The organism is uncultured Subdoligranulum sp. (assembly GCF_963931595.1).
GTDB lineage: Bacteria > Bacillota > Clostridia > Oscillospirales > Ruminococcaceae > Gemmiger.
Genome location: NZ_OZ007030.1, coordinates 2,667,251 through 2,688,315 on the forward strand (window position 1 = coordinate 2,667,251; position 21,065 = coordinate 2,688,315).

Sequence of the window (21,065 nt, forward strand, 5' to 3'; positions counted from 1 at the left end):
CGCAGAGGTTGGTATCCTTTGTGTCAACACACACAAAGGAGTGGTTAAAATGGCAAGCATCCGAAAACGAGGACAAAACAGTTATCTCATTGTAGTATCCCGCGGCTACGATTACGAAGGGAACCGGCTGAAAGCCGCACAGAAAACAGTACATCCACCGAAAGATCTCACGCCTGGCCAGTGCAAAAAATGGCTGAACGAACAGGCTGTTCTGTTCGAGCGGGAAGTACGGCATGACCCACAACCCGTGAACCATGCCATGACGCTGGCAGCGTATACCGAACATTGGCTGCGGGATATCGCCCCAGGCAAGCTGGCAGCCAGCACCTATTCCCGTGACCAACAGGATATCCGGCGCATCCTGCCAGCACTGGGGCATTACAAACTGACCGACCTGCGCAAGGAAACCATCCGTGCCTTCTACGAAGCCATGCGCTCAGAGCCTAAACTGACGGATGGACAGCCGCTATCGGAACGGTCCGTGGAGGGACTGCACAACACACTGTGCAGCATCTTGTCCGGTGCCGTGGATGAAAGCTACCTGACCCATAACCCAGCCTGGCGGGTGTACAAACCCAAAGGCGTGCGCAAAGAGCGCCCGGTGGCCGACGAGGAAACGGTGCAGAAGCTGATCGCCGCTCTGGAAACACAAAGCATGAAATATGAAGTGTACTTCAAATTGGTACTGGCCACAGGGATGCGCCGCGGCGAAGCCTGCGGATTACGCTGGTCTGATATTGACTGGAGGCACCGGACCATCCATGTGCAGCGGACGGTGGTCAAACTCAGCGGACAAAAGATCTTTACCAAGGAGCCGAAAACCGCAAGCGGCAACCGGAGGGTGTACATCAGCAAAGAGATGTGCAAACTGTTGAAAGCGTGGAGGCAGGAATGTGCATGGCAGATGGAACAGGCAGACGGGCAGACCCTGACGGAGGAAGATTACCTCTTCCGGCAGCCGAGCGGCGATCCCATGGTACCCACGACCTTTACCTTCCGCTTCAAGAAAATCCTCAAGGAAAATGGGCTGCCTCAAAACTTATCTGTCCACAGCCTGCGCCATACCAACGCCAGCCTGCTCATTGCCCAGGGCGTGGATGTCCGCACCGTTGCAGGACTGCTTGGTCACTCCCAGCCCAGTACCACACTGGATATCTATGCCCATGCCTTTGATAAAACCAAGCGAGAGGCACAGGAAAAGCTGGGAAAGGTGATGGGGCTATAAACGAATCTGCAACAGCCATGCTCCTGCCGAAGCGGCAGGAACATGGCTGTTGCTCTTGTCCGACTTTTTTGTTACACTGAAGTCGGAGGTGTTTGTTATGGAGTTTTGCAAAGAACCGGGCCGGATTTTTGCCACGGATGAAACGGGGAAACTGCTGGCAGAAGTAACCTTCCCGGAACAGGAGGGCATTGCTGTCATCAACCATACCTTTGTGGACGGTTCTCTGCGGGGACAGGGGGTTGCCGGACAGCTTCTGCGTGCAGTGGCCGATACTCTGCGCCAGGATGGCCGCAAGGCCCGGGCCACCTGTTCCTACGCCATACACTGGTTTGAGACTCATCCCGAGGAGCAGGATCTGTTGGTATAAACACCGTACATCCCAATACAAAGAAAATGGCAGTTGTCCTCATTTTGAGGATAACTGCCTGTTTTTTATTCTTCGGTGATCTCCAGCCGGGCCAGCGCATAGTCGATGCACATCTGCACAAGCTCATTGCGGGAACGGCCTGTTTTGGACGCTACGTCCTCCAGCTTCGCCAGCATGGTGTCGGGCAGCCGCACCGATACCACCGTGGACTTTCCTACCGCGGGTTTGCGCTGCGGCACAATAAATTTATCCTCCTGCGCCATCGTGTACCTCCCGAGCATTTTGTTGTAGTTATTATGGCGCACATTGGCGTATTATTTATATACTACAAATATGTAATACATAATGTAATTTAGGAGGATCTCCATGGACAAACGCGCACAAACTTGCTGCTTTACCGGCCATCGTCATCTGCCTGCCGGGGAGGAGGAAGCCATCTGGCAGCGGGTGCAGGAACATCTGATTCCTCTGCTGGAGCAGGGTGTCCGCTATTTCGGGGTAGGCGGCGCACTGGGGTTTGATACTCTGGTCGCGGAAAAACTGCTGGAACTGCGTGGGCAGTATCCGCAAATTCGGGTGATTCTGGTGCTGCCGTTCCGCGGCTACCAAAGCCGCTGGACAGCGGCCCAGCAGGCCCGCGCTGCGCGGATTGAATCCCGGGTCGATAAGGTGGTCTACTGCTGCGACGCCCCCAGCCGTGAGGCCTTTCTGGCCCGCGACCGGTATCTGGTGAACGGCTCGGCCTACTGCATCGGTTACTGTACGAGAACTACCGGCGGTACGGCGTATACACTGCGGTATGCGGAAAAGCAGGGATTGCAGATATGGAATGCCATACTTCCATGAAAGAAGCCCGAAGGCCAATATTCCTTCGGGCGTTCTGATGAAATCTTTTATTCTTCTTCAAATTCCGACAGGAGTGCCTGTGCGATACAATATGCAAGGCGAACAGGAACAGCATTGCCAATCTGTTTATAGGCCGTTGTTCTGGAGAAACCTCCTCTGATGCACTCAAAGAAATAGTCATCCGGGAAGGTTTGCAGTCTGGCCGCTTCACGTGGCGTAAGGGAGCGGTTTTGCTCTATGTCCGGATGAATATAGTAATGTCCGTCTTTACATATATGAGCGACTACCGTCTGAGACACTTTTTCGTCTGCCGCCACCACCTTAAAGCGATCCAGAAAAGATTCGGTGTTTTTCTGCGTCTTTAAATTTTCCGGCAAATCTGTATACCTGATTCGCTGATGATCCTGTGTCCAGCGTTTTACTGCCAATCTGTAAATTTCCAAATCCTGTTCAGTATTCGGTCGGGCATAGTGCAGCGTAACAGGTTGCAAATCTTCTCTTTTGATTCCTGCCTCGTAGAGATACTTTCCCTCATAGTGCAGCGTTGGTGTAGGCTTGGGCGAACCCTCTCCTGCGTGCAAATGCGGCAAGTCGCCAAAAATTTCACCTACCACACAGTCAGTATGAATTTGCATGAGCTTCGGGTAATAGTCTTCCTCACCATTTCTCTTGCCAACAAGTATAATTCGTTTACGGTTTTGCAGTACGCCATAGTCTTTGGCATTCAACACCCTAAAATTGGTTGAGTACCCGCATTCACAGAACAAATCCCGCATCTTCTCGAAATGAGGTTTTCCATCCTCATCCTTTGCAGAAAGCAGACCGGTAACATTCTCAAAGACAAAAAACTTGGGAGTATACCGTTTCAGAAACTCAGCGTAAAGTTTATATAAATAGTTACGCTTGTCTCCCCGCATCTTTGTTTTGGAACGAGAACGACCAGCCAGGGAATAGGCCTGGCAGGGCGGCCCTCCAACAATTAAGTCGAGCTCGCGTTTTCCCAGTCTTTCATCAATACGGGAGAAGATTTCAGGGAGGCTTTCTTGGGAAATCTCGCGTTGCAATACACTGGACAGCTCTTCTTCAGGTACATGGGAATAGAATTCGTTTCTGCTGTACTTTTCATTGAGATAATCGTTGTACACGGCTTCCTGACCATTGTCTTTCAGCCATTTTGCTGCTACGCGGGTTTTCAGAGTATAGCAGGCCGCTCCGTCCATTTCTATATGGGCAACAGGAGTATATCCGGCTTGAAGGAATCCTTCTGACAGACCACCTGCTCCTGCAAACAAGTCCAGATAGTTTGGCATTGAAATTTCTTCCTTTCCCGCATTCTGATGTTTGCCGATCCAAGGCTAACTTATTATACCAGGACAAATCCTGCCACGCAAGATACATCCCGGGAATTTCTGCGTTTTAGCCGAGAAAAACAACTTCACTACGACCAATTGTGCTATAATAGGCTGTACGGAGGATGGTATGCATGGCAGACAGATTAACTCGTGAGAAACGCAGCTGGAATATGTCCCATATTCGCAGTAAAGATACCGGAATTGAAGTAAAAGTTCGGAAGTTCCTGTTTTCAAAGGGCTATCGATACAGGAAAAATGATTCAAAACTTCCCGGAAAGCCGGATATTGTTCTGCCAAAATATAAAACAGTTATATTTGTCCACGGCTGTTACTGGCATCGGCACCCGGGGTGTAAAAATTGCACGACGCCTTCCACCAACACAGATTTCTGGATTCAGAAGTTCAACAAAAATGTTCAAAACGACATTCTGCACAAGCAGCAGCTGGAAGAATCCGGCTGGCATGTTATTACTTTGTGGGAATGCGAGATTGAGCATAATTTCGAAAAAACAATGGATTCCGTTCTGCAGGACCTGACCCGTCAGCTCAACAATCAGCCCGGGTAACTCTCCATTCGTGCCTTTTCCAGAATCTGAAGAATCCTGGCACATTGTCTTTCCGACGGGAATTTTCCGTTCTCCATTGCAACAGCGGTTTTTAAAAGTGATATCTCCATCGGTGTAAATATTTTGGCGTCCAGGCCCCACGCAAGGACCTTTTTCCAGCCGTCCGCTCCATACTCAGCAACCTTAATCATGGCACCAGCCTGATTCAACTGCTTCTGAATGGAACGGGCATCAGATTCTCTGTTTTTCTGTTCTGTTTTCCAAATCAGTTCCTGTTTAAAATCTTCTCTCAGATTGAGATGCAGTTTTTTCGCCTCGATCCAGCAGGCCTCCCGCTTGGCCCATTCTGTTACGTTCTGAACACCTCGATCCGGGGAAATCAGATGATTATACATTGCTTCTGCAAGTTCTTCCAGCTGAAGCTCTGTGGCATGGCTTATTTCCTGCCGGTTCCACAGGGTTCGGAAATCAAATGTTCTGTCTGTTTCCTTTTCAATCAGCCTGAAAAGCTCTGCAATGGTATAGGTTACAACCTGTGCTTTGTAGCCCATTTCATACCATGGGGCATTTTTAACAATTCGGTCTGTCGACCGGTACAAAATATCCAGTCCGACAACCTTTTTGAAAAACTCCTCATTAAAAGACGATTCATGTTTGTCCCACTCACTGCTTGCCCATTCTGCAAACCGCATAAAGTTCTTTTGTGCACCGGAGCAGACTTGCCAGGGGAGCTGTCTCCATGTATTGTAAAACTTTGCCAGGTCTGTTTTGGTAAACATTTGGGGTTTCGGATTTCGCGCCAGAAAACGTTTTTTCTCGGCTGCGCTCATGCGGGCCTGCTGCTGTTTGTACTGTCCGCGGGTGCGTTCATAATACCAGCAAGTGCCAAACTGATTTCCTTTGACAGCCGGAGCAAGGGTACGACGCGAAAGATCCTCCATGCGTACATGAAATGCATGATTGGAGAAAAAGTCTGCATCGCTCACCTTGTTTTGCTTGTTGGCATATCGGGCAATATTCGGGATCAGTTCCATTGCCTTTTCCGGTGACACTACGGAAAGTTTCATGGGAACATAAACATCCCGCAAATCATTGGCTCTGCTGCGGTCATTTGTCAAAGCTGCAGCCAGTGAAGCGGTTGTCTGGCCGCCGTTAACAATCTGCAAAGCAGTAATTCCTGTAATCCAGGAAGCACTTTCTCTGTGTTCAATTTCGACGTTGTATGCTGTGGCAGCGATACCGTTGTTGTAGGCAAAGAACATACTCGGTTCATTCAGAATCGTATTGCGAATGCCCTTGTTGATTTTTCCCTTTACAGAGAGAAATGACCGGACGTTACCTTCCAGCAGACGTCCGCCATACCGGTTGTACAACTCGGCAAGGATCTTTCCGGGAATGGAGCACAGATAGGCTGTGTATTCTTCGGTTTCACCTGCAGGCAGGCAGGGAATTCCCTCATCACTGAATTGTTTCAGGTCAATAACAATATCTTCCTTGCCGGTTTTGGAGGACATCAATTCCTGCAGACGGGCAATATCCCAGATATGGTACTCTGCTGTTGCCTGTCCGATGTGCGTTGCCGGAATTTCACGGATTCGATTGCTCATGACCATATCAGTCATGATAAAGAAACGGAACCGGGTAACATTTTTATATCTGTTCTGAATATCAACCGCAAGACCATAGCCCGGGGAACTTTCCTCGGCATTTTTTTGCAGAAAACCGGATTGCGCATTTTCTACAAAAGCGCGCGCTCGACGGAACCATGTATCGGCCTCTGTCGCTGTCAGCGACTCCGCTTCCGTACTGTCACGAAACGGGCAAACGGCAATATCCAGACAGTCATCCAGTTCATTGTAGCAGTATCCGTCTATCTGAATTCTCCGGTTCTGACTGCCAACTCCTTCATAAGGCACCTGCTCAAAGTCTTCAAACTCTTCGGCATCAATAAGTGCCTCTGTATACATGGCCAGAAATTCCTCACGGGGACTGGTTCCATTCATCGTTGCATTCAGATGAATTTCTTCGAGAATTTCAGTCCGAAACTCGTTAACATCCATGTTCCTGTTCCTTTTTGAATGAAGCAATTGCCGAAAGCGAAAGCAGGTAGTTCACACCGGATACGCCCAGCGGCAAAGAATCCTGTCTTATGCAGGGAAAGTCTGCATTCACCTGAAAATACTGTCGTTTTCCCGGACGGAATGCAATTTTGTCATAGGCAGTCTGGACAGCAAATCCCTGTTGCCACAAAAGGGCGGCAAACTGCTTGCGCTGCACATCTGTTTCAAGACAGGCACAGATTTTTTCATACAGTCCGTTCAGTGTGATACCTTTCGGATCATCTGCTCCGGTCGTATCCATAAACTGTACAACCAGATATCCTTCATCATTTCGATCCAGCTGTTCAGCAGAAGAAATGCGGATTTCTTCCGTTCCGCTTGATACCGTTTTAATTTCATACCAGCTTTCCGCCGTTATAAAATCCTGGTCGCCACGGGCCGGCCCTGTCCAGGCATCCAATGCCTGCTGGCACCCGTACTTCGGTATCATGTATTCCAGAAGGAAAAGCATTTCTCCCGCCAGTCCCTTTATTTCGGCTTTGCTCAGAATCTGGATACTTGCCTGTGCCATCATTTGCTGCCAGTCGCAGTAGCGCTTGCAGAGAAACTCGGCTCCGTTGTGTTCCAGTTTTAATCCGCGGGAAGATTCAACCATGTCGTTGCAAAAGCTGTAAAACAGGTCTTTGTATTCCTGCCGTTGCAATGCAAAAGAAAGTGCCCATTTTCCATCCTTGCGCTTTCCTGCCTCGGCAGAAATAATGCGGGACGAGCGGAGCTCCTGGGGTTGTGTGCTGCTTACGAGAAGCAGTGTGGCGCGCCCCTGCGGATCATAGCCGTAATACAAATTCAGCACATGTACGGCGTCTACTCTTCGAAAACCGGCATCCTCTTTCAGTTCAGAAAAAGCCTGCTTTGCATCCGTCATTTTTTATTCCTCCGGAATTGTACTGTCCTGCTCATCCAGATCTTCGCCGTGTTCAACTTCATACAGTTCTTTCCATTTGACTACATTAATTTTATAATTGTATTTTTTATCTTCCTGTCCATCCACTCTCGGAATACCTATACTCAGGCCGATCAGGGGAACTGGCGCTTTTTGAGCCAGTTTTTCCTTCTCCGTCCCCGGTTCAGCCTTCAACTGAACAGGATAAATCACGAGCAGCGGATTTCTCCTGATACCGGTCTTGAAATAATCTGCCTGCGAGAGATTCTTCTTCTCCGGCTCGATGCGATGCAATGCCTTCTCGATTTTTTCTACAGTATCACTGGTCAGTCCACCTTTACCTGCGTCGCGGCTGCCCAGACGTGAACCTTTTCCTGACATCTGAAAGGCGTGTTGCTTTGCCTTGTAATCAAAGATTCGCTGAACTGTTCGTACCGGAATTCCCTCGAGTTTTCTTTCCTCGCCTTTGCCTGATGCAATCATGACATCCCATTTGTCAAGGTCAGGTCCCTTGTCCTCCCGCAGAATTTTGACAAAATCCTCTGCGTGGAAATCAAAATTCAGCGGGTGTGTATTGTAGGTAGAGAGATATTCAATAATATAGTCCTTTTTGACATTCCGGAACTGCGGGGCCTTCAGCGCCAGACCAGCGTCATCTTTTTCGAGCGGGTATGCTTTTTGCAACTCGGAAAGGAGGTTTTCTGTCGCTCTCAGATTGTCCTGTTCAACTTGCAGAGTGCTGTCCAGAAATGGTGTTTCCACTACACGCCCGTTCAGGCTGAGTGTCATCGTATAATCTTGCGCGGAACGCATCTTGTTTCGCGCAGTTACCATCAATGCCGCCTGGTCACTGCGGACGCACAGGCCGAAATCTTTCGGGGTCATATTGAGCAGCTTCATCCGGTTGACTTCCGAAAGCAGTTCGTTGGTTGCCTCGGTGATATAGGCGTACCAGGACATGGATGTTGCAGGCATCCAGATTTGGCAGAGATCCTCATAGTGACTCCGGTATCCAAACCAGCGCCCCATCTGCATCAGTGTGTCATACATCTGGGAATTCCGATAGAAGTAGCTGATGCACAGCCCTTCCAGCGTGAGGCCGCGGGAGAGGCTCAGCCCGCCCACCGCAATGAGGCGCAATCCTTTGTCATATTCATCATAATTCAGGTATTTGGAAGCATTGCCTCCATTGATGGTTCGAACTTCCACAGCGGCCACGGCTGCGTGCAAAGCTTCCTGAATGTCAGGCCACTCAAAGTCAATGGTTTCCATCGGAGCATAATATTTGTCCCAAGTTTTGCGCAGCAGCCGGAACGTATCATACTCCATAGCCTGTTCGCCCGCGCGATAATAATTTCGGATCTCCCGCAGCATGGTTCGGACCAGCTCATCCACCTGACTTGTGATAGCTTCCTGTACTGCAATGAAACGGGAAATATTGATCATCATCGTCCGATGAGATTTGACATCGCCTCGCAAATCCCGCACGGCATTAGCCAGGAAAAAGGCTGCAATTGCCTCCAGCATACTTTCCGGCAATTTCCCGGCCGGGACAGCTCCGCTTTTATGCCGAATCGGAAGATATTCCTCACAATCGTCATTCTCGTGGAGCATGAAGCTGCAATCTCCTCCTTCCAGGAAGATGCGATCTGCACCAATATAGTTGGTCGGAGCTTTCAGCGCATAAATAAAATCTCTCGGGAACAGATCCTCTGCAATCATTTTATCGTCGGTTTCCGGGTCAATAAAGATATTCGCATAAGGTGTAGCGGTAAAACCAACGTAGTTTGCTTTTGAGAACAGTGCCAGCAACTTTCGGATAGCGGCATTGATGGCGGTCGGATTTTCTTTGTCCTTTGTATTGATGGAGGCGTTGTCTGCCTCGTCGTCAATAAGGAGCATGGGAAGATCAATTGTCTTTTTTGTTCTGGTCGTGTTACATACTCGAAGCCAGCGCTCCAGCTTTTCAAGCACACTTTTGTTTTTCTTCAGAACAAATACGATGGGATCGTGTATGGCGTCCAAGCGTCCAACAATTTTCTGTGCGGAAGAGGTGTTAAAATCGCTCATGGTTGATGTGACGGCAAAACCGCTTACCCTGGCATCATTCAGCCCCACGCCAACTCGTACACTGTCCCTGTCTTTTGTAAGAGCCTTGCTGTCCAGACCTGTGAATCCTTCGTCAACACGCTGCTGTGTTTGTTTGCGAAGTTTTTCAATGGTTCCGGTCAGAAGAATAATTACACGGTAGCCCGCATCTGCTGCCTTGTTCATCAGTGCGATGTAGTTGGCCGTTTTGCCGGACTGGACATTACCGATGCATAACCCTCTGACAGAAAATCCTGTTTCCTGACCGGGGTTTCCAAGCAGGTCCATCAGTTCGTCAGAGAAACGATCCATCTCCGTAATGACCTTTGGCACCCATCCGCATTCGTTCTGCAGGTATTGCACATAGCGCTCCCAAAACAGCGGTTCAATATCGGCTTTGGCATCCGCGTACCATGGTTTGTGATCCTTTGCGGTAATGTATACGCCCCGATCAATATCGATCTGGAGCCGTGCCTGTAATTCCTTGATGACTTCCGTCTGCTCACTGTCATTCAAAGGAACAATGGAGAGAAAGAGTTTTACGGCATCCTGAATCGTAGCCTCGGTGATTTTTTCCTTGTCTGACAAATACTTCAGCACATAGGAAATCATTGAATCCTGATTTTTAGTCATGGCAATACTCCTCTCGCAATTCTTTCAGCACGTCCGGATATTTTACAAAGAAATCCATCTTGTCCATTACAGACAGCAGCTGCAGAACATTTCCTCCCGGCTCCTGCGCCTGGCGGACCATCTGGAGAGCAATCTGACGAGCTTCATCCGTTTCCAGCGCCTTTTCCGTTACATTGGCTTCGTTGCTTGCCAGCCGGTAATATACATCCGCATAGGGGAACGTATCTTCCAGCATCTTCAGGAAATTATCAAACAGTGCAAGACCGTCTTCGTCCAAATGATTTTCCAGCATTTTCAGCAAAGGCAGATCCCGATTGATCTGATACTGGAAAGTCCCCCTGAAATCAACCGGATTCCATGCATGTACAAGATCATCTGTCTGCACATTTCGGCCACGGTATTTGTAAACACGCTCACTTCGTCCAACGGCGTTCTTTACTACAGCCGCCAGATTTTTCTTGATACAATCCGGGAGGGTTGCCGTTGACTTTTTGATGTCGATTTCCCACATGGAGTCCAGAGAATTGGGAATATCAACTCGTACCCGTGCAAGTTTTCCCAACTCGTTTTGCCGAATCAGTCTGAACCAGGTGCCCCAAACAATCAGGCGCTTGTTACGGTATATATAGAATCCCTGCTTTAGACGCAGTTCATCTTTTCCGCCCATACTTTCGATATCGCTTGCACTCAGTTTGCTCGGATACGGAAGCACATAGGGCTTTACCCGGACTTCTTCATTATTGATTCGCAAAATCTGTTCACTCAAAGGCTGTGTGGAAGGATGCCGCGTGAGGAAAGGATCCATCGGCTGCACCGGATCCCCGTTAAAATACAACGCCAGCCTTTTTTTGGGATTTTCATCTCCCAAAAAGCGGTGGAAAACAAGCGACAGGTGTTTTCTGGTCAGTTCGATCTTCTCATCAAAAGATTTCTGGGCGTTCGCGCTTGCATCCTCGAGGCGGTCAAAATCCTGCCAGAGAACAACCGTTCCGTGCTCAAGTCCGTTCAGGTAAAAGAATCCGGGAAGGTCTTCCATTTCACTTTCCGAATACACTTTCAGTGCCCAGGATTTTTTCAACTTAATGTAGTCGAGGTCCCACGAAGCCGCGACAGTCTTCCCGTCCTTTTTACTCATGACTGTTAATTTCCGGCACTGGGACAAAGAAGCCATTTTCAGACCAAGACCAAACCGTCCCAAATCATTCTTGTCTCGGGCATCGCGCGGATCCTGGCTTCCATATCGCATGGCGTTTTCAATTTCATCCGCCGCCATACCGCACCCGTTATCTTCAATGCACAGCCAGCGGGGTTCTTTTGACATAAAACCTATCCGCACTTCTGTGGCACCGGCACTGATACTGTTGTCGACAATATCAGCAACAGCAGCTTCAAACAGATACCCTATCGACCTCGTTGATTCTACAAGAATCGGAGCAAAGGGAATAACAAGTCTTTCTTCCATCCGAAATCCTCCTGTCTGATACAGGCTTTATTTACAATACCGGTTTGCGGAGAGTACGTCGGTACGTTTATTTATATTTCATTGTATTCCAAGTCCTGTATAGTGTCAAATGGCTTCGAATCACAACTGTTTTACGACTTTTAGAAGAAGGCAACAACCCGTTGGACTTTGATTATTTTTAATTATATCACAACGCAAGTGACATAAAACGGACTCGCAAAAGAGAAACATCCCGCACAGTTTCATACAAAATAAAAAGAGCAGCATCTTTTCAGATGCTGCTCTTGGTGCGGCCGGGGGGATTCGAACCTCTGGCCTTTGGAGTCGGAGTCCAACGCTCTATCCAGCTGAGCTACGACCGCACATTTATGAAAATCGTCGCTGGGACGAGATTCATCGTATAAAATTGTGAAAATCGGGTTGGTGGTCAATTCGTGGTCAGTCTACCGCGAACCACCGGGTGATGTGCCTGCTTTTTCACGTTATGCCGAGCAATTTCTTGCCGACTGCCTAACGTGCCACAGTTGTCGGAGTCCAACGCTCTATCCAGCTGAGCTACGACCGCACATGTTTGTTGGTTCCCTTTGTACCGGGAACTTATATAGTATAGCAAATCCCGCGGCAAAATGCAAATGATTTTTTTGCAAAGCGGGCATTTTTCTCGCTGGGCGGAGAAAAGCAAACTTTCGGATGTTTTTGTAACCCCTGGTGATGGTTAAAGTGCGGGCCGAACATTGCACAATTTTTCCAATTTTGCTATACTGGGTGCTGGAGCACATGTCTGGCTCCACACGAGGTATATACATATGAAAAAGAGTCATCTGGTCGCAGCCGGGGCGGCAGCCACGGCCGCGGCGGCCGCTTCGGTATTGGGGGCGGCCTATGGCATTTACCGCATCTGGTTTTATCACAGCGCCGAGCCGGAGGACACCGACGCCGAGGAACTGTCCAAGACGCTGCCCTACGGGGCCCAGCTGAAAAAGGACGCCGAGGCGCTGGAGGCCGCACCCTACGAGCCGGTGCAGATCACAGCAGACGACGGCACGCTGCTGGCGGCGCGGTACTATCACCATGCCGACGGCGCACCGCTGGCCATCATTTTCCACGGGTACAAGGGGTTTGCCCGCCGGGACGGCATGGGCGGCTACACGCTGTGCAAGCGTCTGGGCTACAACGTGCTGCTGCCCGACCAGCGCAGTCACGGCGCCAGCGGGGGACACACCATCACCATGGGGGTGAAGGAGCGGTACGACTGCCGGGCGTGGGCCTACTGGGCGTACAAGCGTTTCGGGCCGGAGGTGCCCATCTTCCTCATGGGGGTTTCCATGGGGGCATCCACCGTGCTGCTGGCCAGCGGGCTGGACCTGCCCGAGACGGTACGGGGCATCATTGCGGACTGCGGCTACACCAGTCCCCACGACATCTGCACCAAGGTGCTGAAGACCGTGGTGCCCTCGGCGCTCATGGGGCCCATCTACGCTGTGGGGCGGGTGGGCACGCTGCTCTACGGGCGGTTTGACCCCGACGACGCCGACTGCCGCCAGGCGGTGGCCAAGGCCCGCATTCCCATTCTGTTCATCCACGGGGAGGCGGACGACTTCGTGCCCTGTGAGATGAGCCGGGAGAACTTCGACGCCTGTGCCAGCCCCAAGCGGCTGGTGACCATTCCGGGGGCGGGGCACGCGGTGTCCTACTACGTGGACATTCCCGCCTATGAGAAGGCTGTGACCGAGTTCCTGGACCACTGCCTGCACCCTGACCACGCCAACGCCTAACCAAAACCGCCGGACACCGGGAGATTTCCCGGCATCCGGCGGTCTTTTTTATTGCATCAGATAGTCCCGCAGGGCGTTCAGCTGCCCCCGCATCTCGCGGCGGCCGCGGTTGTACAGGTCCAGCAGCTTGTCGGTGTTTTTCTCGAACCGGCCGATCTCAATGGGGTCATGGGGCCGCACCACAAACACCTTGCCCGCCGCTTCCAGGGCGTCGATCTCCTCCATGAGGGCGTTGTACCGCACCTCCTGGGTGAGCAGCGCCGCCAGGAACAGCGTCTGGTCGCCGTAGAAGTCGTCGTACAGGTTCACCATCCGCTGGCCGGGCAGGGATTTGCGGAAGCCCTTCTGCCGGGTGGTGATGATGACGGTCTTGGCAAAGCCTTCCTTTTGCGCCCAGTGCAGCGGGATGGGGCAGGAGCAGCCGCCGTCCAGGTAGCGGTTCTTGCCGATGCGCACCGGCATGGACACCAGCGGCAGGCTGGCCGACGCCCGCACGGCGTCCAGGAAGTCGAAGTCGGTCTTGCCCTTTTCAAAGTAGGCGGGTTTGCCGGTTTCCAGGCAGGTGGCCACCGCCACCATCCGTTGTCCGCCGTGGTAGAAGGTGTCGGCGTCAAAGGGCACCGACTGGGGGATATCCCGCAGCATGAAGTTCAGTCCGAACAGACTGCCCCCCTTGACGGCGGCCATCAGGCCGAAGTACCGGGGGTCCCGGCGATACCGCAAATTGATGCTGGCCGACCGCCCCGGCTGGTGGGCCACATAGTTCACCCCGTTGAGGGCGCCGGCGCTGACGCCGGCCACCGCGGGGAAGTAGATGTTCTGTTCCATCAGCGCGTCCAGGGCGCCGGCCGTATACAGGCCGCGCAGCGAACCACCCTCCAGAAGCAGGGCGGCGCTTTGCGGCATTGTGAAGTTTTCCATAGCAAATGCCTCCTGTAACATCCTATTGTAGCGCGTCGGCGGGCGTGCCGCAAGCGGCAATCTTCACGAATTTACACTTTTTTTAAATTGTGGTACAATACAACAAAAAGCCGTCTGTACGACAAAGGAGCACCGCCATGCTGCAACTGAACCCCGAAACACCGCGCATCATCGTACCGCTGTTTGCCCATGCTCTGGGGGAGCTGGAAGCCCAGGCCAAAGCCGCCCAGGCCGCCCCCGAGGCGGACCTCGTGGAGCTGCGGCTGGACCCGTTGCGGGTGGGCGACTGGCTGTCGGCCCTTGCCATGGTGCGGGGACTGGTACAAAAGCCGCTGATCGTGACGATCCGCACGGCCCGGGAGGGCGGCGAAGCGGCGCTGGACGCTTCGGAGTACCGGGACGCCGGGCTGGCGCTGTTACAGCAGGGGGGCGTGGACGCCCTGGACATTGAGTGGCGCACCGACGCCGCGGTGGTCCGCGTGCTGCGGGACGCGGCGAAGCGGGCGGGGGCGGCGGCGCTTTTCAGCGAGCATCACTTTGACGGCACGCCGGACCGCCACGCCATGGCGGAGGCACTCCACGGCATGCTGGATGCGGGGGCGGACATTGCCAAGCTGGCGGTGATGCCCCACAGTCGGGCCGACGCGGCGGCGCTGCTGCTGGCCACGGCGGAGGTGCATGATGAGCGCCCCGACGCGCTGCTCATCACCATGAGTATGGGCCGGGACGGCGCGGCTACGCGGTACTGCGGCGGGCCCTTCGGCAGCGCGGCAACCTTCGGCACATTGTCGGCGGCCAGCGCCCCCGGCCAGCCCCCGGCCGCCAACCTGCGGGCGAAGCTGCTCACTGCCGGGGATTTGTAAGGGGACGCGGACCTACTTTCTTTGCAAAGAAAGTAGGCAAAGAAACTCCAAACATATAAACCGGGAAGCCCGCGTCATCGTGAGGCGGGCGGCGTCCCGGTGCTTGGGTATCCGCCTTATTTTGTCCGGCTGTAGGGCGGGGTCTTGACCCCGCCGGAGAATTTGGCGGTTACGGCGACACCCCGCGGCGGGGAAGAATCCCCGCCCTACAGATAAACGGCTTTTTGCGCGGTCAAAAAGCGGCACCGTCCGGGAGCGCGAACCTCCCGCTTCAACAACAACCCATCCCTATATATAAATGTAGAAGGAGCTATCTATGGACCGTTTGGAACAGACCATCTGTGCGCTGGCCACGCCGCCGGGGGAGGGCGGCATTGCGGTGATCCGGGTATCGGGTCCCGACGCCTATCCCATCGTGGAGAAGATCTTCGTGCCGGTGCGGCAGGGCCGCCGCGTGGCGGACGCCAAAGGCTATACGGCCATGCTGGGCCACTACATGCTCCGGGGCGAGGAGATGGACGAGACGGTGGCGCTGTTCTACCGGGCGCCCCACTCCTACACCGGGGAGGACGTGATCGAGCTTTCGGTGCACGGCGGCACCGCCATGGCGGACGGTCTGCTGGAAGCGCTGCTGCTGGCGGGGGCGGCCCCGGCCGGGCCGGGGGAATTCACCCGCCGGGCACTGGAACACGGCAAGCTGAGCCTGACCCAGGCCGAGGCGGTGATGGAAGTCATCGCGGCCAACGGACGGCAGGGGGCAGCCCTGGCCAAATCCGCCCTGGACGGGCGGCTGGCGAAACGCATCGCCGCCATCCAGAAAGCCCTGCAAAGTCTCAACGCCCATCTGGCGGCCTGGGTGGACTACCCCGAGGAGGACGTGCCCGAACTGTCCGACGCGGCCCTCACCGGCACGCTGCGCACCCAGAAAGCCGAGCTGGACGACCTGATCGCCGGCTACGGCGCCGGGGCCGTTTTGCGCCACGGGGTGGACTGCGTATTGCTGGGCCGTCCCAACGTGGGCAAGAGCACCCTTTTGAATCTATTGGCCGGGTTTGACCGGGCCATCGTCACGCCGGTGGCGGGCACCACCCGGGACATTGTGGAGCAGGCGGTGCAGCTGGGGGAGATCCGGCTCAACCTCTTTGACACGGCGGGCGTCCGGGAGGTGGGTGCCGACGGCGACGCCATCGAAGCGGAGGGCATCCGCCGCAGCTGGAAGAAGCTGGACGAGGCGGGCCTTGTGCTGGCAGTCTTCGACGCCGCCCAACCCCTGGAGGAATCCGACCTGGACATTGCCCGCCGCTGCCAGGGCCGTCCGGCGCTGGCTATCCTCAACAAGCAGGATCTGGCCGAATCCACCGAGGCAGCCCAGGCCGCGCTGACCCCCTACTTCAAAAAGGTACTGACCCTCTGCGCCAAAGACACCGCCAGTCTGCAGCCCTTGTCGGCGGCGGTGGCGGACCTTCTGGGCACCGCCAAGCTGGACCCCCGGGCGGGGCAGCTCTGCAGCGCCCGCCAGCTGGCGGCGGCCACCCGGGCCCGGGACGCCGTGGCGGAAGCCCTGCGGGCCATCGACGACGGCTTCGGTCTCGACGCGGTGGCGGTCTGTCTGACTGACGCCCTGCAAGCTCTCTGCGACCTCACCGGCGAGGACGCCGCCGACGCCACCATCGACGAGGTCTTCGAGACCTTCTGTGTGGGCAAGTAAAAGGAGGGGACCGCCTTGCAAAAAGTGCTGAAACTTCTGGGCGCGATATTTATGATCATCGGGCTGGTCTTTGTGGCCCTGGGCACCGGGCTGGTGCTGGCGGCGCGGGAACCGGTGCTCTTTGTCTTTGCCGCCATGGGCATGGTCTTCTTTTTCGCGGGCATCGGGATGATGGCCGCCCTCTCCCGGGGGCGGAAACTCCGCCGCTGGCTGGAGGAAAACGGCCGCACCATTCAGGCGGACATCATCGGGGTGCAGTACGACACCCGGGTGCGTCTCAACGGCCGGTGCCCCCTGGTGCTGCAATGCCAGGCGCGGAACGCCGCTGACGGCAAGGTCTACGTCTTTGAGAGCGACAGTCTGTGGTTTGACCCCACGCCCTTCCTGGACGGCCGGACCGCCCTGCCGGTGCTGGTGGACCCCGACAACTACCGCCGGTACCACGTCTGCACCGAGGGCATCCTGCCCGAACAGGGGTAATACATCTTCAATAGAGGGAAACATCAATTTATGGATATTCTGGGAAACTATGACGTGATCGTGGTGGGCGCGGGCCATGCAGGCATCGAGGCCGCCCACGCGGCGGCGGTGCTGGGCGCCAGAACCGCCGTCTTCACGCTGACGCTGGACTTTATCGGCAACATGCCCTGCAACCCCTCCATCGGCGGCACCGCCAAGGGGCATCTGGTGCGGGAGGTGGACGCCCTGGGCGGGCTGATGGGCCTGGGCGCCGACGCCACCTTTTTGCAGAGCCGGATGCTCAACCGGGGCAAGGGGCCTGCGGTCCACAGTCTGCGGGTGCAGACCGACCGCAAGCGGTATCACATCTGGATGAAGCACGCCCTGGAGAAGACCGAAAATCTCGACATCCACCAGGCCGAGATCACCGGCGTGGATGTGCAGAACGGCCACATTGTGGGCGTCATGACGGCGCTGGGCGGCTACTACCGCTGCAACTGCTGCGTCATTGCCACCGGCACCACCCTGGGCGGCCGCATCTTTGTGGGGGAGGCCCACTACGACGGCGGCCCCGACGGCACCCATGCGGCCACCCAGCTGACCAAGTCTCTGGTGGCCCACGGGTTTACCCTGCGCCGCTTCAAGACCGGCACCCCCGCCCGGGTGCACCGCCGCAGCATTGATTTCTCCAGGCTGGAATGCCAGCCCGGCGACCCCGATGAGCTGCTCCAGCCTTTCAGCTTTCTGACCCGGACGCCCATGCACAACAAGGTCAACTGCTACATTGCCTACACCAACCCCGAGACCCACAAGGTGATTCTGGACAACCTGGACCGCTCTCCCCTCTACGGCGGCGACATCCAGGGCGTGGGCCCCCGGTACTGCCCCTCCATCGAGGACAAGGTGGTCCGCTTTAAAGACAAGCAGCGCCACCCGGTCTTTGTGGAGCCCTGCGGCGAGGACACCGAGGAGATGTACCTGCAAGGGCTCTCCTCCAGCCTGCCCGAGGCCGTGCAGAACGCCATGTACCGCACCATTGTGGGCTTTGAACATCTGGAGATCATGCGTCCGGCCTACGCCATCGAGTACGACTGCGTGGACCCCACGACGCTGAAGCCCACCCTGGAGAGCAAGGTGGTGGCGGGCATCTACGGCGCCGGACAGTTCAACGGCACCTCCGGCTACGAGGAGGCCGCCGCCCAGGGCCTGCTGGCAGGGCTCAACGCCGCCCGCCACGCTTTGGGCAAGTCCGAACTGGTGCTGGCCCGGCATACCAGCTACCTGGGTACCCTGGTGGACGACCTCGTCACCAAGGGGGTCATGGACCCCTACCGCATGATGACCAGCCGCAGCGAGTACCGCCTGTCCCTGCGGCAGGACAACGCCGACGAGCGGCTCACCCCCATCGGCCGGGAGTTTGGTCTCGTGGACGACGCGCGGTGGGCGGTCTTCTGCCGGGACCGGGACATCAAGACCGCCGAGCTGCACCGGCTGGAGATCACCCACGTAAAACTCTCCGACCTGCGGGCGGTGGTGCCGGAGGGCACCGAGCTGGGCGAGAGCGGCGGCACGGCGGCGGAACTGATGCGCCGTCCGGCCATCACCTACGAGCGGATTGCCGCAGTGATCGGCCGGGGCGAGGGGGTCACCCCCGCCATGGCCCAGCGCATCGAGACCGAGATCCGCTACGCCGGTTACATTGCCCGGGAGGAACGGATCATCCGGGACATCCAGCGCCACGAGCAGGTGGCCATCCCCGAGGACTTCGACTACGCCCCGCTGGAGACGCTCACCCTGGAAGCCCGGGAGAAGCTCACCAAGATCCGGCCCCGGACGCTGGCCCAGGCCGGACGGATTCCGGGGGTCTCCCCCAACGACCTGGCCCAGCTGAGCATCGCCCTGCTGAAGGCCCGCAGCCAACAGAAAGAGGAACACCATGATTGACAAAGAACGCCTGGCACAAAAATGTTCCACGTGGAACATTGCCCTCTCCCCTGCCCAGCTGGACCTGCTGGACCGCTACGCCCAGCTGCTGGTGGACTACAACCGGAAAGTCAACCTGACGGCCATCACCACCCCCGAGGGCATCGAGGACCGCCACTTTGCGGACAGCCTGCTCTTCGCCGCCCAGCCGGAAGTTTCCGGCAAACTGGTGGACGTGGGCACCGGCGCGGGCTTCCCCGGCGTGGTGGCAAAAATCTACAAGCCGGAGCTGCAGCTCACCCTCATGGAGCCCACAGGCAAGCGGGTGGATTTTTTAAAATATCTCTGCGGCGAGCTGGGCCTCACCGGCATCGAGTTTGCCAAGGAGCGGGCCGAGGAGGCCGCCCGCAAGGTCTGGCGGGAGCAGTTCGACGTGGCCTGCGCCCGGGCGGTGGCGGCCATGCCGGTGCTGTGTGAGTATTGCCTGCCGCTGGTTAAACCGGGCGGGTGGTTCGTGGCCCTGAAAGGTCCCGAGGCCGACACCGAGGCCCACGCCGCCGCCCATGCTTTGCAGAAGCTGGGCGGCCAGTACGCCGAGACCCGCACCTTCACCCTGCCGGACGGCAGCGCCCGGGGGCTGGTGTTCTGCAAAAAAATATCGCAGACTCCGACGGTTTACCCCCGCAACGGCGGAAAAATTGCAAAAAAACCGCTGTAAGACCGCGTTTTTTGCGGATTCGGGGCGAACGATTTTTGTTCCGGTTTCCTGCCGGTTGTGCTATGCTTTTTGTAGAAAAAGCATAGCACTTTTTGTTTTGCAACGTGCAGGGAGGAAACCATCGTGTCGAGAAAAGAACCCCAAAAAACCGGCCGCGTGCTGCTGCTGCCCATCGACAGCATCGAGCCGTCCCCCTACCAGGCCCGCACGGCCTTCGACGAGCCGGAGATCGCCGCCCTGGCCGTGAGCATTCTCCAGAACGGGCTGCTCCAGCCGGTGAGCGTGCGCCGGGTGGGACTGCGGAAGTATCAGCTGGTGGCGGGGGAACGGCGGCTGCGGGCCTGCCGGCTGGCGAAGCTGGAAAAGATTCCGGCCATCCTGGCGGATTTCAATGACAGCGAGTCGGCGGCCCTGGGGCTGCTTGAAAACCTCCAGCGCAGCCAGCTGGACCCCTTCGACACCGCCCGGGGCATCAAGGAGGTGATCCGGCTGTGGGGCTGCACCCAGGCCGAGGCCGCCCGGCGTCTGGGGTTGAGCCAGCCGGCCCTTGCCAACAAGCTGCGGTTGCTGACCCTGACGCCGGAACAGCAGGACCTGTGCACGGCCAATCACTTGAGCGAGCGCCACGCCCGGGCGGTGCTGCGGCTGCCCGAGGGACGGCGCACAGCGGCCCTGGAGAAGATCGCCCGGGATAATCTGAGTGTCCGCCAGACCGACAAGCTGGTGGAGAGCATGCTGGCGGCGCCCAAGGGGCCCAGTCCCTGCCGCAAGACCATTCCCATGGTGCGGGATGTGCGGTTTTTCGTGAACACCCTGCAGCATGCCGTGGACCTGATGACCCAGAAGGGCATCGCCGCCACCACCAGCTGCGACAAGAAGGACGGGTGTCTGGAATACATTGTGCGCATCCCGGTGGGCAACGACGGCCGGGTGGCGCCGGGCGCATCCCCTGCTGCGGCGGCGCCGGTGCAGGCGGCAGTCACACCTGCCACAGATGCCCCAGCGGTTCCGGCGTCGGCTGATGCCGCCCCCGCCGACAGCACCGAGGATTTTGCGGTACAACTCCTGTAACCTACTTTCTTTGCACCTACTTTCTTTGCAAAGAAAGTAGGCAAAGAAACTCCAACTATATAGTCCATAGAATTACATTTCCCGC

General features: G+C 55.8%; 18 protein-coding genes and 1 tRNA gene. 11 read left to right on the forward strand and 8 right to left on the reverse strand.

Translation table 11 applies throughout. The features are described from left to right. Positions 1 to 49: 49 nt before the first annotated feature. Both ABGT73_RS12760 and ABGT73_RS12765 read left to right on the forward strand, forming a co-directional pair. Positions 50 to 1,225, forward strand: coding sequence for a site-specific integrase (locus tag ABGT73_RS12760; protein WP_346670044.1), 1,176 nt, complete (start codon positions 50 to 52; stop codon positions 1,223 to 1,225). A 97-nt stretch (positions 1,226 to 1,322) separates the two neighbouring features. Continuing rightward, the gene (locus tag ABGT73_RS12765) at positions 1,323 to 1,592 is read left to right on the forward strand and encodes a GNAT family N-acetyltransferase (RefSeq protein WP_346670045.1); all 270 of its coding nucleotides are present in this window, start codon (positions 1,323 to 1,325) and stop codon (positions 1,590 to 1,592) included. Between the two features lie 65 nt (positions 1,593 to 1,657). Here the strand turns inward: ABGT73_RS12765 and ABGT73_RS12770 are convergent, their stop codons facing one another. Beyond that, positions 1,658 to 1,855: a ribbon-helix-helix protein, CopG family gene (locus ABGT73_RS12770; protein ID WP_193501203.1), complete on the reverse strand. Its 198-nt coding sequence runs from the start codon at positions 1,853 to 1,855 to the stop codon at positions 1,658 to 1,660. A 103-nt stretch (positions 1,856 to 1,958) separates the two neighbouring features. Here ABGT73_RS12770 and ABGT73_RS12775 point away from each other — a divergent pair, with 103 nt between their 5' ends. Beyond that, positions 1,959 to 2,438 carry an SLOG family protein gene (locus tag ABGT73_RS12775; RefSeq protein WP_346670046.1) on the forward strand — a complete coding sequence of 160 codons (480 nt, stop codon included), beginning with the start codon at positions 1,959 to 1,961 and terminating at the stop codon, positions 2,436 to 2,438. Between the two features lie 47 nt (positions 2,439 to 2,485). On the opposite strand, the gene ABGT73_RS12780 is transcribed toward ABGT73_RS12775, so the two are convergent. Beyond that, entirely contained in the window at positions 2,486 to 3,748 is a 1,263-nt protein-coding gene (locus tag ABGT73_RS12780; protein ID WP_346670047.1) for a DNA cytosine methyltransferase, read from the reverse strand. Between the two features lie 173 nt (positions 3,749 to 3,921). On the opposite strand from ABGT73_RS12780, the gene ABGT73_RS12785 reads away from it, so the two are divergent. Beyond that, the gene (locus tag ABGT73_RS12785; RefSeq protein WP_346670048.1) at positions 3,922 to 4,356 is read left to right on the forward strand and encodes a very short patch repair endonuclease; all 435 of its coding nucleotides are present in this window, start codon (positions 3,922 to 3,924) and stop codon (positions 4,354 to 4,356) included. On the opposite strand, the gene ABGT73_RS12790 is transcribed toward ABGT73_RS12785, so the two are convergent. The 5 genes from ABGT73_RS12790 to ABGT73_RS12810 form a co-directional block, all read right to left on the reverse strand. Beyond that, complete coding sequence (locus ABGT73_RS12790; RefSeq protein ID WP_346670049.1) at positions 4,344 to 6,416, reverse strand: AIPR family protein; 2,073 nt, start codon at positions 6,414 to 6,416, stop codon at positions 4,344 to 4,346. The two genes, ABGT73_RS12785 and ABGT73_RS12790, sit on opposite strands and share 13 nt — an antisense overlap. Beyond that, entirely contained in the window at positions 6,406 to 7,341 is a 936-nt protein-coding gene (locus tag ABGT73_RS12795; RefSeq protein ID WP_346670050.1) for a PD-(D/E)XK motif protein, read from the reverse strand. The genes ABGT73_RS12790 and ABGT73_RS12795 overlap by 11 nt, the downstream gene beginning before the upstream one ends. Before the next feature lie 3 nt (positions 7,342 to 7,344). Continuing rightward, a complete protein-coding gene (locus tag ABGT73_RS12800; protein ID WP_346670051.1) occupies positions 7,345 to 10,080 on the reverse strand; it encodes a Z1 domain-containing protein in 2,736 nt (911 codons plus the stop codon). Then, the gene (locus tag ABGT73_RS12805) at positions 10,073 to 11,542 is read right to left on the reverse strand and encodes an ATP-binding protein (RefSeq protein WP_346670052.1); all 1,470 of its coding nucleotides are present in this window, start codon (positions 11,540 to 11,542) and stop codon (positions 10,073 to 10,075) included. Before ABGT73_RS12805 ends, ABGT73_RS12800 begins: the two co-directional genes overlap by 8 nt. Before the next feature lie 285 nt (positions 11,543 to 11,827). Further along, positions 11,828 to 11,904: transfer RNA gene (locus tag ABGT73_RS12810), tRNA-Arg, on the reverse strand. A 444-nt stretch (positions 11,905 to 12,348) separates the two neighbouring features. Between ABGT73_RS12810 and ABGT73_RS12815 the strand changes: the two genes are divergently transcribed. Then, positions 12,349 to 13,317 (forward strand): alpha/beta hydrolase, encoded by a 969-nt coding sequence (locus tag ABGT73_RS12815; RefSeq protein ID WP_346670053.1) that lies wholly within the window; start codon positions 12,349 to 12,351, stop codon positions 13,315 to 13,317. Positions 13,318 to 13,365: 48 nt separating this feature from the next. Here the strand turns inward: ABGT73_RS12815 and ABGT73_RS12820 are convergent, their stop codons facing one another. Then, positions 13,366 to 14,238 carry a patatin family protein gene (locus tag ABGT73_RS12820; RefSeq protein ID WP_346670054.1) on the reverse strand — a complete coding sequence of 291 codons (873 nt, stop codon included), beginning with the start codon at positions 14,236 to 14,238 and terminating at the stop codon, positions 13,366 to 13,368. A gap of 137 nt (positions 14,239 to 14,375) precedes the next feature. On the opposite strand from ABGT73_RS12820, the gene aroD reads away from it, so the two are divergent. The 6 genes from aroD (at position 14,376) to ABGT73_RS12850 (ending at position 20,980) form a co-directional block, all read left to right on the forward strand. After that, the gene (gene aroD, locus ABGT73_RS12825) at positions 14,376 to 15,101 is read left to right on the forward strand and encodes a type I 3-dehydroquinate dehydratase (RefSeq protein WP_346670055.1); all 726 of its coding nucleotides are present in this window, start codon (positions 14,376 to 14,378) and stop codon (positions 15,099 to 15,101) included. Positions 15,102 to 15,417: 316 nt separating this feature from the next. Continuing rightward, entirely contained in the window at positions 15,418 to 16,809 is a 1,392-nt protein-coding gene (gene mnmE / locus ABGT73_RS12830; protein ID WP_346670056.1) for a tRNA uridine-5-carboxymethylaminomethyl(34) synthesis GTPase MnmE, read from the forward strand. A 15-nt stretch (positions 16,810 to 16,824) separates the two neighbouring features. Beyond that, positions 16,825 to 17,289 carry a hypothetical protein gene (locus ABGT73_RS12835; RefSeq protein WP_346670057.1) on the forward strand — a complete coding sequence of 155 codons (465 nt, stop codon included), beginning with the start codon at positions 16,825 to 16,827 and terminating at the stop codon, positions 17,287 to 17,289. Positions 17,290 to 17,319: 30 nt separating this feature from the next. Next, positions 17,320 to 19,212 carry a tRNA uridine-5-carboxymethylaminomethyl(34) synthesis enzyme MnmG gene (mnmG, locus tag ABGT73_RS12840; protein ID WP_346670058.1) on the forward strand — a complete coding sequence of 631 codons (1,893 nt, stop codon included), beginning with the start codon at positions 17,320 to 17,322 and terminating at the stop codon, positions 19,210 to 19,212. Beyond that, a complete protein-coding gene (gene rsmG / locus ABGT73_RS12845) occupies positions 19,205 to 19,909 on the forward strand; it encodes a 16S rRNA (guanine(527)-N(7))-methyltransferase RsmG (RefSeq protein ID WP_346670059.1) in 705 nt (234 codons plus the stop codon). The genes mnmG and rsmG overlap by 8 nt, the downstream gene beginning before the upstream one ends. Before the next feature lie 123 nt (positions 19,910 to 20,032). After that, positions 20,033 to 20,980 carry a ParB/RepB/Spo0J family partition protein gene (locus tag ABGT73_RS12850; RefSeq protein WP_346670060.1) on the forward strand — a complete coding sequence of 316 codons (948 nt, stop codon included), beginning with the start codon at positions 20,033 to 20,035 and terminating at the stop codon, positions 20,978 to 20,980. The last annotated feature ends 85 nt before the right edge of the window (positions 20,981 to 21,065 follow it).